Here is a 15736-nt window from a genome sequence, read left to right on the forward strand (position 1 = left end):
GAGGATCCGGGCTTGCTGCCTTTCAAGGACCAGGGCCACTGACTCAATCTAGAGAAAATATGAATCAATTGACTAACGACACCGCCAAGGATTACGTTTCAACAAGCCTCGATCGAAGCATGGGTTCAACTCGACTTTGTCTGGAATGTAGAAATTCCGATTTTATTTCACGTTGCAACGGACACCAACAACGCGCACATGAACTCACCTCACAGTCATGATTCGGAAATCGAAATTGTCAATCGATTCTTTTCGGGAACAGGACGAACTTATGATTTCATGGTCAATGTCGCCACCTTTGGTATTGATCATTTATGGAAACGACGAATTATAAGTTTGATTCCCCCGAATTCTACACGAATCTTAGACTTGGCTTGCGGCACGGGAATTTTGACGCTGAGTCTTGCGCGCCGTTTCCCCGACTGCCAGGTTGTGGGTGTTGAGCTACGCGATGAATACTTGACGTTGGCTCGAGAAAAGGTATCCCGTCTTGGAATCACGAATGTAGAGTTCGTTTTGAGCCGAGCTGAGGAATATGAGTCACAGACGTCATACGATGCGATTGTCTCCTCCTATCTTGCGAAGTATGCCGACTTGCCAACGCTCATGATCAGAGCACAGCCCATGTTAAAGGAACATGGATTATTGCTGATGCATGACTTTACCTTCCCTCCGCCCTCCTTAGTCTGGCTTTGGCGAATGTATTTCTGGGTACTTCAACATATTGGAACTCCGTTCTTTCCTTCCTGGCGAGAGATCTATTACGGGCTTCCCCAATTGATTGAAGATACTCGCTGGGCCTCCGACCTCCCACCTCTGCTTAAGGAGCATGGCTTCAAAAACATTCGACGGGAGGACCTCACGGCATATGGCTCTGCAATTTTTACAGCCACAAAATGAACAAGTGATATTTCGAACATGCCCTAGACACCGCTCAATCGCCAGACCACCATCCCCGCCCCCACCAGTATGACCCCTAGGCTAAGGTTTTTAAGAATGCCTTCCCACCGTAGAATCTGCTCACGTAGGAGTGAAGAATCTTCTGTAGCCAATTGGCGTTTCAGCTGCTTGTACGGTCGAGAAGCCTTTATCTCCACAAGACTCAGGGTCCCCATCGCACTGGCCATGAGAATGGCGGAAAACGAGAGACGATTGGTCTGCAACACATAGCCGGCTAATACCGGAAGAAAGCCCCAGGAAAAGGCAAACCACCGATCAGTGTGAAATCTTCCCTCAAACCATTCGAGGTTATAGGCACACAGGAAGAAACCCTCAGGGATGGCGATAAGCCACAGCAACGGGGTATGAAACACCATGTAATAGAGGCCAATGGCATAGGCGAGGCCGATTGTGACAAGCGACAGGATGATCAGCATATGTCTGGGAAAAACCGTGCCCCACGGTTTCGCCCCCTTCCTCCCCAATGCATCCAAGGCATGCCCACCAATGCCTAATGCCAGAAAATAAATGACCAAAATCGCAATCACGCGATCCCATATAACCTGTTGAGAAAGCATGGAACCAATCACCGCAAATGAGAGGACCATAGCGGTGTAGGGGAGAAACAATAAACCGACGAAGATCCTAAATTTTTCTGGCCCAAATGATGGCACAAACCATTCTGCCCGTCGGTCACCGGTGCCAGCCATATCCATGTTGCCCTCCTTGTTAGAGGCCAAAGACCTTCTGACTAGAAACTCGACGAAGTGGACTCCTGAATGTGAAACATAAAGTTTCCTGTTACGCTATCGTTGAGTCACAAAACTTTTACCACGTGCATTGACGAGTAAGCCCTTGTATTTGGCTTTTTGATAGGAAAGACGTTGAACAAAGACAGAAGTATATCGAAACCGTTTCCTGTTATACCACGACTTTTAGTCCTTACCATAATACGAGTTAACGATAAATGTGCAATTCTCGTATATGCCGCTCTTGATTGGTATCGGGAATAGACATCACGCGCTCGAGAGACTGTATATAGGCTGAGGGAAGATGATGCTCTCGTGCTCCTCGAAGAACATGTTCTTTGTACCAATGAGAGGGCTGTAGTGTTGCATCAATATTCATCGCGTAGTACGTCATCGCTTCAATCTGCTTCCCCTGGGATGTGCGCACGTTCACCATTTTGGCCTCATAGCCATACCCTCGTTCTTCTATGATGTCTAACTTCGGTTTTTCTAATTCGTGAATTTCATATACCACACCAATGACCACATCATCTGAATGTCCAGAATGCATGGCATCACACTTTGCCGAACCGTCTTGACTCTTTTTGTGAAACATCAGTTTATGCTCAGGGAGACTGGCGACGCACACGACAGACGCCGACGGCAATCGATGTTGAAGCCGTCTCGTCGACATATTTGAGCCATAGGCAAAGTAATACATATGTGACCGTCTCAGATCTCAGAGCTATTGAATATCGTGAACTGCTGGGTGAATTGGGTACCACACAGGAAGAGCGTTTACTCTTAAGCCGTCAACATACAACGGGAGAATGATCGGAATAAATAAAAAGTATACTGCCCCTTTACTCTCTTCTAGGTATGCGTCGAAGTCTCAGTGTTTGAGCTTCACTTTCCACACAGTCGATTAATTTTTTGAGCAAGAGCAAAATCTGCCTCACTAATGCCGCCAACGTCATGCGTGGCCAGATCAATTTTGACCGTGTTGTAGACATTAAACCATTCAGGGTGATGCCCCGCAGATTCGGCAAGCAGCGCCACATGCGACATAAATCCAAAGGCTTCCACAAAATCTGCGAACTTAAATTCCCTATGCAATTTACTATCTTGAAGCTCCCAACCAGAAAGCTCAGTGAGTTTGTTATCTATTTCATGTGAGGAAAGCTTGGTTAATGCCATATCCCTTCTCCTTATTAAGATTTTTTTACTACAAACGATTACATCGTCGACAACGCTACACGAGTCATACTGACAACAATTGACAAACCAACAAGCTATTTCTGATTGTCAGGCACCGGCTCCATCTCTGCTGACACTGGATGATGTATCTTCTGCCACTGTAAATAACATTCAGATACGATTCGATGCTGTTCTTCACGCGCGGATTGACAAGACGAGGAACAGCGAGGCTGACCCGCAGTAATCTCTGGAGAAGATTCGGGACTATCTTTGATGAGAGCCGTTTGGGTCCGTTCCTGGTACATATCACTTTCGCCTTCTGCGGCCTGATTAATATCTTCAGGCACAGTCTCCAAACACGCATTGTACGCTTTTTCACCTGGAGTCAGAGTGAAACACCCACTCAGGGTAAATCCTACAAGAAGGAAAAGAGCAACTACTTTCATATCGTAACCTCCATACAAAACAGGAGAAATAATAGGGCGATTTCCGCAGGAATCAATGCATCAAACGCCCTAGAAGTATAATAATATACCTTTGAGTAGCGCTTCCAGTCTTCCTCTGTCAAGATACTCATACCGCCTTTGCTATTGCCCAAAAACAATGAAACCCAACATGAGTAAGACTACCAAAATCAGAATTAAGAACATCCAGGTTTGGCCCGTCAACATTTCAATTACGGAGGCATTCACGATCTCCAAGGGCGAAATGACGGTGGCCGAGAACATTTTTGTCAGAATCACGCTGACGACGGGGACACATGGGTATGGAGAAATTTCCCCGTTCCCTGCACTGACAAGTGAGACCCAAGAAAGTTGCCTCACTATGGCAAGATCCATGATCAACGAGCTCATAGGAAAAGATGTTCTGGAATATCGTGCAATTTCGACTCAACTCGAAACATCCCTCACTCACCACCCATCCGTACGTTGTGGCTTGGAAACGGCGATGGTGGATGCCTTGTGCCGGGAAATAGGCATACCCTTGTGGGCACTGTGGGGTGGGACCGCAGTTAAAGAGTATGAAACGGATGTCACCATACCAATACGAGCCGCATCAGAAACCGTTACGATGGCACGTGACTGGTATCAGCAGGGATTTCGCATCTTCAAACTGAAAGTCGGAGAAAAGATTGAAGACGATATTGAAACACTCTCGGTTTTCGACAACGCATTCGAGGATATCTCACTAATCGTCGATGCCAATCAAGGCTATTCAGTCGAAGAGGCACGACAAGTTGCCCAAAAACTGGAAAGTCTTCATGCCAAGGTCATAGCCTTCGAACAACCCGTCGACCGACACGACCTTGCCGGAATGGCAGACCTTACCAAGCAAACATCGATTCCGATTGCCGCAGACGAATCAGTGTTCACTATTGAAGATGCCCGCCGCATCATCAAAGAGCGAGCCGCTGATCTGATCAATCTGAAAATCACCAAAAGCGGTCTGCTCCCCACGGTTGAAATCGTGTCCCTCTGTCGCGCCAACAATGTGCCACTGATGATCGGCGGCATGATCGAAACACGGATTGCCATGGGCTGTTCCTTTTCGCTCGTGCTTGGATTGGGTGGGATCACAATCTTAGATCTAGACACGCCACTGCTAATGGCAGACGATCCACTCCAACCTGGCGGATATTCATACAAAGGCTCACGTCTCCTGCCCTGGCATTCTGCAGGCTTGGGACTCGTTCCGCGAGAAGAACCCTAAAATTGAAAAAACTCATGCGGTAACATCAAACTACCCCTACGAGTATGGCGAAATCATACAATCCACAATGCCTATAACCGCTTCAATTATAGCGTAACCGTATTACTCTAAGCCGAATTGAGATCACGTGCACAGCGCAACCACCCATGTCGTACAAGCAAACGGTAAAAGAAACGGCTATAACTTCCGCTCGTTGAAACATGATACCGCACGGAGTAGGTGGCTTCTTCCTGCTTGGAACGTATTTGGATTCGCTATAGTCCTTGAAAAAATCGTATGCCTGATCGTTGTCAGCTTCTTCCTTGTTGTAGGATCATCCACGCTTTGGGCCCAAGCCCAGCTACAGATTCAAGACCGTGAGGTGATCGAAGCCTTATTTTTCGGAACGGGTCCATTGGGAGCCAACACCTGTCCAGCCTACCAACGATGGACCGGATTTCCTCGCGGGAGCCACATTACCATCATAGTCTCCACGACAGTGTCAGATGAAAAACGCGACCAAATCCGCTCAACACTCAAGCAAGTATCCCAAGCCTCGCATGGGGCGATTACCGTATCCTTTCAGATCACTGAGGAGTCAGAACCACCCGCCAACGCCTTCCAAGTCATCTCTATGACACATCCGAATCCAACCCTCACTGGTTGTGTATCAAACGAAGGATGTACCCATCATGAATGGCAGAAACCTGGCATCTTAAAATCCAGCCGAGCGGTCCAACCAGATAATCAAACTCCGCAGGCCTATGCCCATGATGTGATCGGACATGGCATTTTAGGAATGTGTCACATTCTGGCAAACGGAATTGGCGGACCGGAACATTCCTTAATGAGCGACGGCGAAGGAGTCTATTCCGGGCAGAGTAGCGGCCGACTCACAGAACTGGACATGAAGGCACTGCAAACCGTGTTCTCCTCAAACCTGTCCCCTGGCGCCACCCGCCAAGATTTCATAGAAGCTGGGTTAATCAATCCGTAACCAGCCACAAATAGCTGACATACTCCTAAGATGAACAGTCTTTTGGGAAGAATCTTAATTGGAACCCCCTTACCCAAGCTCACTATTTACCAATAGAGACCAGCCAAATAGTCGAGTCTGACCCCTCTATGAAATGCTAAGTAAGAAAAGACTCCTGAACCTTTTTGCGCTTTATCTATTATCGTTAGAAATTTGAGCGATACCCGTCAATAATAGCCTACCCAGAGGAATTACGATAAGATAGGCAGATCATGCATCTAAAGGTCTTACGTTTCATCCTGAGGTCATAAGACAATTTGGTTCCCATTATTTTTTTGAGTGGACTATCTGGAAATTTTCTCTATGAACAAACTCGTCCGCTTTGGCGTCTCTTTAGAACAGCAACTACTCAAAGCCTTTGATAAACACATCGAGCACAAACAATATCCCAATCGATCCGAAGCCATCAGGGATCTCATCCGTGATGAACTAGTCGGACAAGAGTGGAGCGACAACCGGGAAACCGTTGGAACCATCACGCTAATCTACGATCATCATAAACCAGACCTGGCTCGTCAACTCACTGATGCTCAACACCAATTCGGGTCTCTGATCATTTCCAATACCCATGTGCATTTGGATCATCACCATTGCCTGGAAGTCATCATCGTTCGAGGGAAAAGCCAAAAGGTCCAAACATTAGCCAACGTGTTAATCAGCACAAAGGGCGTGATTCATGGAAAACTAACAATGACGACAACGGGAGAGAAACTCCACTAATAACCCGCCCGATCCTATCTCTGCACCATTTACCCTCCTAATTTCTCTACTTATGCCTAGTCAAGTAGACGATCTATTCAGCATATTTCAATTGACACCTTCATCAATTAGTGCTACGGATTATTTTTTCGTGCCATCATTTACTCTCTCGCAACACCGTCTTTGAAACAGTGTATGCACGTTCACATTCCCGCCCACATCCTTTTCCTTAGACCGACATTTCTTTCCCTTTCTTTCATTTTCTTTCTGGCCACTCCCTGCCTGGGACATTCACCCGAAGAAGTGGACACGCTTCCCGAGATCATCGTTGAAGGAAAACGACCTATCGCCGCGTCGTCGCAACGCATCATTTTGAATGAGGAAATCCTGCTTCAACCTCAAGGGAGACCTGCCGATTTACTCCGCCTGGCTCCCGGCCTCATTACCTTGGAACATTCCGGTGGAGCGGGAAAGGCCGATCAGTTTCTTTTACGCGGATTTGACGCTGATCACGGCACAGACTTAGCCCTTCATATGGATGGCATGCCCATTAATATGCGCAGTCACGCTCATGGTCAAGGCTATGCAGACATTAATTTCATTATTCCGGAAACCGTGGAGGAAATAACGGTTAAAAAAGGACCCTACCATGCAGAATATGGTGATTTTGCCACTGCCGGCGCTGCCAATTACGTCACTCGTCAGTCAGTTCCTGAAACCGTCCTTCAGGCTGCGGGAGGAAGTTTCAATACGCAACGCTACTTTTTTATGACCTCTCCGTTTCAAGAACAATTCAGCACGCTTGTTGCCGGTGAATTTTATTACACCGATGGTCCATACGAATTTAATAATCGCAATACCCGCTACAACGGACTGGCTAAAATCACGTTGGAGCCCTCCGCGGCATCCCAACTCAGCGTGACCTTCACCCAACATTATGGACGGTGGAACGGCTCAGGCCAGATCCCCCTTCGTGAAGTGGAAGCCAGCCGATTGGATCGATTCAGTTCCCTTGACCCTTCCGAGGGAGGCGAATCAATCCGAAGCACCGGTCAGCTCGATTACCATTACGACCTTCCCAGCGGAGGGACCGCATTCGCCAAACTATGGGCTCAATATTATTACCTTTCGTTGTTTACCAATTTCACGTTTTTTCTTAACAATCCAGTCAATGGTGATGGCATTGAACAGACCGACCGGCGATGGTTAACGGGAGGGGATTTTGGATATAGTCAAACGCTCCGATTATTCAATCATGAAGGCCTGATGACAGCGGGACTTCAAACCCGGTTCGATAAGGCCCGCATTCGCCTTGGAACCCAGCAAAAACGAAACTCTCTCGCGATCACTCAAGCATCAGACATCTTTGAAGCTTCGTATTCACCGTATCTCAAACTTGATCTTCAATTCCTGCCCTGGCTGCGATTTGTCGGAGGTGGCCGGGTCGACGTCTTCACCTATCATGTTTATGACCGTTGCGGACCAGGATGCACCATCACACCAGACGGAACGGCCTCAGATGCCATTGCCAGCGGAAAAGCCAATGTCATTCTTGGGCCTTGGGCTCGCACCGAATTCTTTTTCAATGTCGGAACAGGATTTCATAGCAATGACGCCCGAGATGCCGTCATGAACACTTCAGCAACAACTCTACCTAGAGCCATCGGCTATGAGTTGGGTATTCGCAGTCAACCCTGGTCCTGGGCAGATGTTCTCGTCTCGTTCTGGTTATTGGACCTTCAGTCAGAATTGGTGTTTGTAGGAGATGAAGGAACGACCGAACCGCGTGGTAAAACACGTCGCCTAGGTACTGAATTGAGCGTACGACTTAACCCTGTCGAATGGCTGACGTGGAGAGGAGATCTCACCTACACAAATGCCGAATTTCGTAATACGGGCAACCCCGTTCCGTTGGCACCCGAGTTGACCGCCTTCTCATCAATCACCACGCGTTTCCCGTTTGGACTTTCAGGCACCCTTCAAATGCTGACCGTAGGCAGCCGCGCTGCATCTGAAGAACGAAACGTGCTATTAGAACCATTCACCGTCTTTGACCTGGTTCTTCGCTACAAGATACCGGTCTCTCCTCCGACCGGACGGCTCGAAGCATTTTTCAGCATCCGCAATCTCACCAATACCAAATGGCGCCAAGCACAATTTCTGTATGAATCTCGTCTTCCCGGCGAACCAAACGCAGGCATCTCCGATATTCACTTTGTCCCCGGAATACCCAGAATGTTCATGGGAGGACTCACCTGGATCTTAGATGCCTAAAAAAGTCTCATTCTACATATGTAGAAAAATTGGCATTTTCTTTTAACTGACCTCAAACGAAAAGAATGTTGGCCTGCAGATTCAGCATCAATCAGGTTTATCCCCTATTTACTTCGGCTTCTCAAACGCTTCCCTTTATTCGTTGACTCAGAAGCAAGCTACGAAAAAAAGGGGACATTCTCCTTTTTGTTATTAACGCATACACCTCAATGATTCCTTACGGGACCGTCTACGAGGATTCATGAGAACTGAAGGTTCAATCACTTCGCCATCCTTTGGTTTGCGCATCTGTTAACCAAACGGTGGGCCTCGATTGACACGTTTATTGTCGAATAGCCTCGACTTGCATCTCCAAAAAAGGAGAATGTCCCTGACGGCTCCCCATAAATTCTTATCCTCTTTCAATAACTTAGGGTGTACATTGTAGTAAGAATCGCGTATAGATGGCCGTAGAGTTTTCTTCTTGACATCTCCCGCTTTTACCAAGGAGGCGATCATGCCGGCCATTCGATTCTTGCGGACCCATCTACAAACTACCTGTCCAACGATCCATGCCACGCGCTTGACTGCGCTGCTGAGCGCCGTCGAGGCCCTTCTCCATCATCCCCGCCTCCCCTTGACTGAGTTGGGGCGGGCGCTCCGCAGGCCCGCTTTAGTGAAGCATAATATCAAACGGATGGACCGGCTCCTGGGCAATAGCCAATTGCATGGGGAACGGGTGGCTCTCTATACCGCACTCACTCAGTGGCTCCAGGGTAAGGTGACCGCACCACTCATCGTCGTCGACTGGTCGCCGCTGACCTCGGATCAACCGTGGCAGCTTCTGCGGGCGTCGCTTCCGGTCCACGGCCGAGCGCTCACGATCTATGAAGAAGTGCATCCTCGGAAGTCCTTAACCAACCGACGGGTCCATCGGGCCTTCTTGCGCCACCTGCGAGCAGTCTTGCCGGCAACCGTGCGCCCCATCCTCGTGACCGATGCCGGCTTTCGCGGGACCTGGTTCCGTTTGGTGGAAGAGGGGGGATGGGAGTGGGTGGGGCGGATCCGCAATCGCACGCTGATGCAACGAGAAGGGACCACCACGTGGCAACCCTGTAAGACCTTGTATGCAAAGGCGACGACGCGACCCACCACGCTCGGGCCCGTGCAGCTCGTTCGATCCAATCCCCTCCGGTGCGTGTTACATGTGGTCAGACAGGTGCCCAAAGGGCGCGTCCACAAATCAGTGTTCGGCACTCCTAGACGGGGCTGGCCCAGCCGCAAGATGGCGGTTCGTGCTCGTGAACCGTGGCTGTTAGCCTCCTCCGCCAGCTTACAGGCGCAGACCGCTACCCGGATTGTCACGATCTACCGAACCCGCATGCAGATTGAGGAAGCCTTTCGGGACCTCAAAAGCCAACGCTACGGGCTGGGCTTCTCGGCCAGTCAGACCCGCATCGCAGAGCGCTTCGCCATTCTGTGGCTCATTGGCGCCCTGACGCTTTTCGTACTGTGGTTGGTGGGACAAGTGGCCATTCAGCAGCAGTGGCAGTTCCGGTACCAGTCGAATACGAGAAGGAGGCAAGCGGTGCTCTCGATGGTCACGCTTGGGCGATGCGTGCTCCGTCGAGCCGCCGAGGTGATCACGAAGGCGCAGATGGTTAGCGCCTTCGCCGACCTTCAAGCTCAACTGCTCAAAACCAATGAGGGATAAATTTGTGGGGAGCCGTCAGAGAATGTCCCCTTTGCCCTTTAAATACAGCCAGGGCAGCGCCCCTTCCAAACTCCGCGTCTTGCGCACGTAGGGCGGGACGAGGGCGGAATGGAACGTCACCGGCTCCCCCTGACGACTGCATACCTTCGGCACCTGGACCGTCACCGGCCCAAGCCCCGTTTGAATCTCTCGTGCGGGATGGTGCCCACTCCGCACGACACGAGCCCGACCAGCCTCATCTCGATGTGCGGCATACGCGGCGACTAACTCCGCGACCTCAGCTTCCAGCGCTTGCGCCAATAACTTCCGGGCTCCAGCCCGCAGGCACCTCGGTCAATGGATCACCTACAGCTCGATCTTCTCTCTCCGGTTTGTTACGCTCCTTCATCGTGGCGTCTCTCCTTTCATGGTTGAGTTGTGGATGTGTCGCAACACCCATTCAACCCGAGACGCCGCGTTTTTTCAACTCACCTCAGGCACTACTTTCAAATATAACTCCAATAACGCTCCGACGCACCTTATATGCCTTAGTAGCTATCGAAAAGGAGAATGTCTCCTATACCAATGCCCCCGCAGCAAGCTACGTGGAAAAACTAAACTCAAAGAAATAGAGCGACAAAACATGGCAGTTGATGTTGACAGGAACCCGACGGCTTAGGAAGCTGATGGGTAGAGTCGATATAAGGTGTTGTCTGTAAAGTGTGAGATTACTAGACAATGCCCGAGGAAGCACATGGAAGGAAAAGTAGAATGTCCCCTTTTCCTACAACCGTCCCAGAAAAACTCGATATTATCGAACCCCAAATGTTCAATAATCAGTTCGTCCCTCTTGTATAGAGGAAATTGCACTTACGACTTGGAATTTAAGTTGGTTTGAAGACGTTGTCAGGCCACAATCCCAATTCTAACAATGCTTTTTTATGGCCTTCATCGTTGTGAGATGGCCCTAAAACAACAGACACGAAGTTAAGAGTCAGCAGCGTGCTGTTCAAACGCCTCGGGACTGCGATAGCCGAGCGTCTGATGCAGGCGCTGCCGGTTATAGAAACACTCAATATAGTCAAAGATTGCCTGACGAGCTTCCGTGCGATCCTGGAACGAGCGATGATGCGTCAGCTCGTTCTTGAGCGTACTGAAAAAGCTTTCTACCACGGCATTGTCATAACAACACCCCTTGCCACTGAAACTCAGCTGCACGCCATGGCGTGTGAGCACCGTGTGATAGAGTCCCGCCGTATACTGGGTCCCTTGGTCACTGTGATGCAACAACCCAACGGGTGGATGGCGCTGCTGCCAGGCCATTTGCCATGCCTCGACCACCAGCATGACCGTCTGGCGCTCATTCATACTCCAACCCACAATTCGCCGCGAATAGAGATCGAGCAGAACCGCGAGATAGAGCCAGCCCGCTCGGGTTGGGATGTACGTCACATCGCCACACCAGACACGATTTTTCTCGGTTACAGAAAACTGCTGCTCCAGAAGGTTCGGGCGTGAGACTTTTTCCCCACGCGCTTGGGTGGTACGCACAAAGCGACGGCGGCGCTGGGCTACAAGGCCGGCCACGCGGCGTAAGCGGGCGATGCGATGCCGTCCGCAGGCATGGCCTTCTTGGCGTAAGCACTGCCACATCTTTCGCGCCCCATAGGCCTCACGCGTTTGCCGATGCAACACGTGCATCCGCTCAAGCAAGGCGCGATTTTGTTGAGTGCGGGGACTCTCAGGGCGTCGCTGCCACGCATAGAATCCACTTCGACTGACCTCGAGGACTTGGCAGAGGCGAGTGAGCCGGAACTCCTGACGATGAGCGGCGATAAAGGCGTACTTCATCGGAGTTCCTTGGCAAAGTACGCCGCGGCTTTTTTTACGATGTCGCGTTCCTCCTTCACCTGCGCCAGCTCTTCCTTTAACCGGCTGAGCTCATCCTTCTGTCCAGGCCGCCGGCCTGAGCCAGGAAAGGCCTCATCCTTTCGAGTGTTCAGCTCGGCTTGCCATTTATACAATTGATTACGCTTGATCCCCAATTCACGCGCAATCTGCGAGGCCGGGCGACTCCCGCTTTCCAACAACTGCACCGCTTCGCGCTTAAACTCGGGGGTAAAAGTCTTACGTTGGCCCATGCGACACCTCCTGGGGGAATCTTGTCCCCATTTTCCGGTGTCTGTCAATTCCGGGCCACCTCAAAGAAGGATGTCCCCTTTTTAGCATTCAGCAGCGATGACTACTTATATTATCGGAGACTTTGATAAGGGGAGACTTCATGGTCTTGAGTAGAAAAAATTTTCCTGAAACTCGAATAAGGTTTCCCTTGTACAACCTTTTCATTAGCAGGAATCTTTCCAGCTTTCATCATTTTTAATACTCTAGCGGACATGTCGTCAGACTGTTGCAATAGGAAATTTGCAAGATACTCGCTTCCTCCATCAGCAGCAGCATAAATCAATTGAACATTTCCAGGTAGATAAAAATCACAAATAATAGGATATTTTCTTTCATTGTAGCTAGCAATGTTGGCCAAATCTGAGTCTACTATTATTCCTATTCTCGGAATATTACGTAATATATCATCGATCAAAATGTGATCAACTAATATTTTCCAAGCGAGCTTCTCTGGATTCTTATTAACATTCATAAATTCCATGCAAAAAGGAATAGAATAGTTAATGACGGTCTTGGCATTTTTAACATCAGTCGTAATTTCGCCTACTATAATGCTAGAAACAGAAATAACTTCAGACTCAATTCGTTGGGTATTTGTGTCTATAGCAAACAGTAATTCAAAATTGCTTAATAAGGATTCGTTTGAGCTAAATAGAATTTCTTCAGAAATCGTAGGCGTTTGATTTAAAATTTTTGGCCCTTTCCCACTTCTTCTTTCATATAAAGTTTGGTTAACTGTCTTTACCATAGATTGACCAAATTCAATTCCACCCGTTTCCGAATCGAACGTTACAGAAATTTTTGATACTTTCTCTTCTGTAGTGCCATAAATTACTTCATGCCTAGGAATTTTATTGCGACTATTTCTCTTATATTTCTTCCCACCCTCGCTATGCTTGATCTTATACATATCTGCCCCCCACACTCTCATTTTACACAATCTACAAAATCGCAAGACAACCATGCAGAAAAATTAAGGGTACTACCGGAATAAGAGCGAGAGCCAATAAAAGATCTCTTCCGCAAGCAACGGGGAATTCAGAGGAAGAGCTATTCTGTTTGAGACACCACGGTTTCTCAAACTCTTCCCTTTGTCCGGTAACCCCGTAGCTTGCTACGGGGAATAGCTAGATTCAATTTCATCTACAAGATACTCATGCTCAAGCAGTCTTGAGGTTTTATATCTCAAGGATGAAAGATGATACTGTTTGTTACAGTGTTCGACCAATTTGGTTAAGACCTCTTGCAATCCTTGGCGACTCAATAAAAAGCATAGGATAAGATCTACTACTATTACTGCCCTACCAAATGTTCGTGTAATTGATTTTCCCTCAATACTTCTTACACGTTCAACAGACCTTCATGTGTGCCTCAATAGTCAGTGAGTCTTTACAGAATTTGCTAGACATGCCTTGCATTCACGTTACACATCCAAACGTTGCAACGTGTAGACGGTTTCGAAACAGGGATGTCCTTTCACCTCCGAGGGATGCCTACCGTGAAAGTGAATGGAGAATCCTTCATGAAACAATCTGTCAATCTCTTGGCCATCGATGGCAAAGGGAGGTCCGTCCAGCATGTCGTCAGGATATTCCAGGCTAATCAGCAGATATTTCGCGCCAGGCTTTAATAATGCACTTATCGTCTCGACATAACCAGCACGCATTTCTGGTGGGAGTGCGATCAATGCCGCCCGGTCGTAGACTCCCTCAAAAGCCATTAAATTCTCGTTCTCGAGAGCAAACAAATCCCCCACCCAGAATTCGAGTGTCTCGTGGTGGAAAACGATATGCTGCGGGCGATGGGTTTGCGTCGCAGACCATTGCTGCTCTGTAAAAAAAGCCTCGACTGCCAACTTGTTCAATTCCACAGCCGTCACAGCATGGCCCTGCTCTAGCAGCCAACGAACGTCCAGCGATTTGCCTGCCAGTGGTACCAACACCCTGGCGTCCGTCGATAATTCCAGCGTCGGCCAAAAGCGAATCAACAATGGGTGGACTTCGCTATTGTGGAAACCGATCTGATTGTGTTGCCATCTGTCGTTCCAGAAATCGGCTTTCATACAAATCTTTCCTTCCCCATTTTTGCGTGACCTCTCATTTCTACTCTCGAGTGTAAAGACAATTCGGTTTTGGAACCTGACCTCATAGTCTGACGTTTATTAACGGAGATGAATTTCTTGCTTCATCATACTCAGACAGCATCATTCTTGCCATACCTCTCCAGGCTTCCCATTAAGAAAAACCAACCCGATATTCTCCTTGATTTAACAAAGAAGAAATCCTCTGTATGCCTAGTTAATTGATCCAATCGACGAATGGTTCGAGCGGCAATGGGTCGTGTGTTGCCTGATTCTTGATAAATGCCTGTAAATCCTGCAACTGGTTATCGCTCATGCGTTGTAACGGGAAATTCGGCATATAACCTTTGCCAGGGCTCGCTTTAATCCCGTTTCGAACCGCCTTGTAGACAGAAAAATTGGCACCAAAAGCCGTGTGGTCGCGCAAAAGCTGGTACGTCACTTCGGAGTTTGCAAGCGGGAAAGACGTTATGCCGCCAGTTTTATGACAGCTCATACAACTCAAGACATAAATGGCTTTTCCATTTTCAATATCGGGCACATAGGGATCTGACACCATAATAGGCGCAGGAGGCTTGGAAAAGGTCGCTGGTGCTGCACTCAAATAAAACCCTTTCAACCACGAGATCAGATCTTGATTGTTGACGGGCTGAAGGGAGGCCAGCCTTAATTTCCTCCAGTCCGATTCGGTCAGGCTCAGATCTCGGAGCTTTAATTCGAGAGACCAAAAATACGCGAGGACCGATTGGACTTCCCAATCATCCAGTTTTCTGCCCATTGCACATTTCGTCGCACAGAGTTGTATCGCATTAACCAAATTTTTATTGGCATGAGCAGCAAAATCCCCATACTTTCTCTGATAGTCGCCGTTGTACCACGTCGTTCGGTTCACGATTCCATAGAAGGTTGTCCCCGGCAAAAACCGCTTTCTGTTTTGAATCGCATAATCCAACCGGGCTTCCGGATCGCTTGCCCTGAGATCTGAATCTTCTCGTTGAAGATTGTGACAATCAATGCACACAAAGAATTGAGACTGCACATTTGATGTGGTGCCGTCAGGTCCTTGGGTCACGCCGTATTTGACGATTTCCTCACCTCGCTTCACCACCTCCGGGTCGCGCTGTGGGATATAATGCTCAGGCATCGGGGCACCTAAATCTTTCAAGACCTGATAGACCGGGGTGTTTTCGTCCCAGATACCCAGTGTTTCGTGAGGACCCGCGTTTAAGAACATGGGCGTT

At 48.7% G+C, this 15736-nt stretch carries 15 protein-coding genes and 1 pseudogene; 6 read left to right on the forward strand and 10 right to left on the reverse strand.

All coding sequences use genetic code 11. From position 1 onward, the window contains the following. The first annotated feature begins 198 nt into the window (after positions 1-198). A complete protein-coding gene (locus ACWQXP_RS21535; RefSeq protein WP_454064943.1) occupies positions 199-900 on the forward strand; it encodes a class I SAM-dependent methyltransferase in 702 nt (233 codons plus the stop codon). A gap of 23 nt (positions 901-923) precedes the next feature. Here ACWQXP_RS21535 and ACWQXP_RS21540 read toward each other — a convergent pair whose 3' ends face one another. The 4 genes from ACWQXP_RS21540 to ACWQXP_RS21555 all read right to left on the reverse strand — a co-directional run bounded on the left by ACWQXP_RS21540 (position 924) and on the right by ACWQXP_RS21555 (position 3310). Continuing rightward, positions 924-1655: a hypothetical protein gene (locus tag ACWQXP_RS21540; RefSeq protein WP_454064944.1), complete on the reverse strand. Its 732-nt coding sequence runs from the start codon at positions 1653-1655 to the stop codon at positions 924-926. 241 nt (positions 1656-1896) lie between these two features. Beyond that, positions 1897-2388, reverse strand: coding sequence for a gamma-glutamylcyclotransferase family protein (locus ACWQXP_RS21545; protein ID WP_454064945.1), 492 nt, complete (start codon positions 2386-2388; stop codon positions 1897-1899). 185 nt (positions 2389-2573) lie between these two features. Further along, positions 2574-2864, reverse strand: a complete 291-nt coding sequence (locus ACWQXP_RS21550; RefSeq protein WP_454064946.1) for a 4a-hydroxytetrahydrobiopterin dehydratase — start codon at positions 2862-2864, stop codon at positions 2574-2576. A 95-nt stretch (positions 2865-2959) separates the two neighbouring features. Continuing rightward, positions 2960-3310, reverse strand: coding sequence for a hypothetical protein (locus ACWQXP_RS21555; RefSeq protein WP_454064947.1), 351 nt, complete (start codon positions 3308-3310; stop codon positions 2960-2962). Between the two features lie 169 nt (positions 3311-3479). Here ACWQXP_RS21555 and ACWQXP_RS21560 point away from each other — a divergent pair, with 169 nt between their 5' ends. The 5 genes from ACWQXP_RS21560 (at position 3480) to ACWQXP_RS21580 (ending at position 10255) form a co-directional block, all read left to right on the forward strand. Further along, entirely contained in the window at positions 3480-4574 is a 1095-nt protein-coding gene (locus ACWQXP_RS21560) for a mandelate racemase/muconate lactonizing enzyme family protein (RefSeq protein ID WP_454064948.1), read from the forward strand. Between the two features lie 127 nt (positions 4575-4701). Beyond that, the gene (locus tag ACWQXP_RS21565) at positions 4702-5550 is read left to right on the forward strand and encodes a hypothetical protein (protein ID WP_454064949.1); all 849 of its coding nucleotides are present in this window, start codon (positions 4702-4704) and stop codon (positions 5548-5550) included. A gap of 342 nt (positions 5551-5892) precedes the next feature. Continuing rightward, positions 5893-6309, forward strand: a complete 417-nt coding sequence (nikR, locus tag ACWQXP_RS21570; protein ID WP_454064950.1) for a nickel-responsive transcriptional regulator NikR — start codon at positions 5893-5895, stop codon at positions 6307-6309. A 174-nt stretch (positions 6310-6483) separates the two neighbouring features. Further along, entirely contained in the window at positions 6484-8562 is a 2079-nt protein-coding gene (locus ACWQXP_RS21575) for a TonB-dependent receptor (RefSeq protein ID WP_454064951.1), read from the forward strand. Between the two features lie 496 nt (positions 8563-9058). Next, on the forward strand, positions 9059-10255 hold the full coding sequence (locus tag ACWQXP_RS21580) for an IS4 family transposase (RefSeq protein ID WP_454064952.1): 1197 nt from the start codon (positions 9059-9061) through the stop codon (positions 10253-10255). A gap of 33 nt (positions 10256-10288) precedes the next feature. Here the strand turns inward: ACWQXP_RS21580 and ACWQXP_RS21585 are convergent. The 6 genes and pseudogenes from ACWQXP_RS21585 to ACWQXP_RS21610 all read right to left on the reverse strand — a co-directional run. Further along, positions 10289-10643 (reverse strand): annotated as a pseudogene (locus ACWQXP_RS21585) (transposase); the annotation flags it as partial. Between the two features lie 578 nt (positions 10644-11221). Beyond that, positions 11222-12085, reverse strand: a complete 864-nt coding sequence (locus ACWQXP_RS21590; protein ID WP_454064953.1) for an IS3 family transposase — start codon at positions 12083-12085, stop codon at positions 11222-11224. Then, complete coding sequence (locus ACWQXP_RS21595) at positions 12082-12375, reverse strand: transposase (RefSeq protein WP_454064954.1); 294 nt, start codon at positions 12373-12375, stop codon at positions 12082-12084. The genes ACWQXP_RS21590 and ACWQXP_RS21595 overlap by 4 nt, the downstream gene beginning before the upstream one ends. Before the next feature lie 110 nt (positions 12376-12485). Further along, a complete protein-coding gene (locus tag ACWQXP_RS21600) occupies positions 12486-13325 on the reverse strand; it encodes a hypothetical protein (protein WP_454064955.1) in 840 nt (279 codons plus the stop codon). A gap of 513 nt (positions 13326-13838) precedes the next feature. Then, positions 13839-14477: a thiopurine S-methyltransferase gene (locus ACWQXP_RS21605; protein ID WP_454064956.1), complete on the reverse strand. Its 639-nt coding sequence runs from the start codon at positions 14475-14477 to the stop codon at positions 13839-13841. Between the two features lie 235 nt (positions 14478-14712). Then, positions 14713-15729 (reverse strand): c-type cytochrome, encoded by a 1017-nt coding sequence (locus tag ACWQXP_RS21610; RefSeq protein WP_454064957.1) that lies wholly within the window; start codon positions 15727-15729, stop codon positions 14713-14715. Between the last annotated feature and the right edge of the window lie 7 nt (positions 15730-15736).

The sequence above is a fragment of the Candidatus Nitrospira salsa genome, assembly GCF_965152625.1.

Coding starts and splice junctions, on each gene's coding strand:
- nikR (WP_454064950.1), top strand. CDS start 5,893: ATGAACAAACTCGTCCGCTTTGGCGTCTCTTTAGAACAGCAACTACTC.
- ACWQXP_RS21535 (WP_454064943.1), top strand. CDS start 199: ATGAACTCACCTCACAGTCATGATTCGGAAATCGAAATTGTCAATCGA.
- ACWQXP_RS21595 (WP_454064954.1), bottom strand. CDS start 12,375: ATGGGCCAACGTAAGACTTTTACCCCCGAGTTTAAGCGCGAAGCGGTG.
- ACWQXP_RS21560 (WP_454064948.1), top strand. CDS start 3,480: ATGAGTAAGACTACCAAAATCAGAATTAAGAACATCCAGGTTTGGCCC.
- ACWQXP_RS21555 (WP_454064947.1), bottom strand. CDS start 3,310: ATGAAAGTAGTTGCTCTTTTCCTTCTTGTAGGATTTACCCTGAGTGGG.
- ACWQXP_RS21580 (WP_454064952.1), top strand. CDS start 9,059: ATGCCGGCCATTCGATTCTTGCGGACCCATCTACAAACTACCTGTCCA.
- ACWQXP_RS21550 (WP_454064946.1), bottom strand. CDS start 2,864: ATGGCATTAACCAAGCTTTCCTCACATGAAATAGATAACAAACTCACT.
- ACWQXP_RS21545 (WP_454064945.1), bottom strand. CDS start 2,388: ATGTATTACTTTGCCTATGGCTCAAATATGTCGACGAGACGGCTTCAA.
- ACWQXP_RS21540 (WP_454064944.1), bottom strand. CDS start 1,655: ATGGATATGGCTGGCACCGGTGACCGACGGGCAGAATGGTTTGTGCCA.
- ACWQXP_RS21605 (WP_454064956.1), bottom strand. CDS start 14,477: ATGAAAGCCGATTTCTGGAACGACAGATGGCAACACAATCAGATCGGT.
- ACWQXP_RS21610 (WP_454064957.1), bottom strand. CDS start 15,729: ATGTTCTTAAACGCGGGTCCTCACGAAACACTGGGTATCTGGGACGAA.
- ACWQXP_RS21600 (WP_454064955.1), bottom strand. CDS start 13,325: ATGTATAAGATCAAGCATAGCGAGGGTGGGAAGAAATATAAGAGAAAT.
- ACWQXP_RS21575 (WP_454064951.1), top strand. CDS start 6,484: ATGCACGTTCACATTCCCGCCCACATCCTTTTCCTTAGACCGACATTT.
- ACWQXP_RS21590 (WP_454064953.1), bottom strand. CDS start 12,085: ATGAAGTACGCCTTTATCGCCGCTCATCGTCAGGAGTTCCGGCTCACT.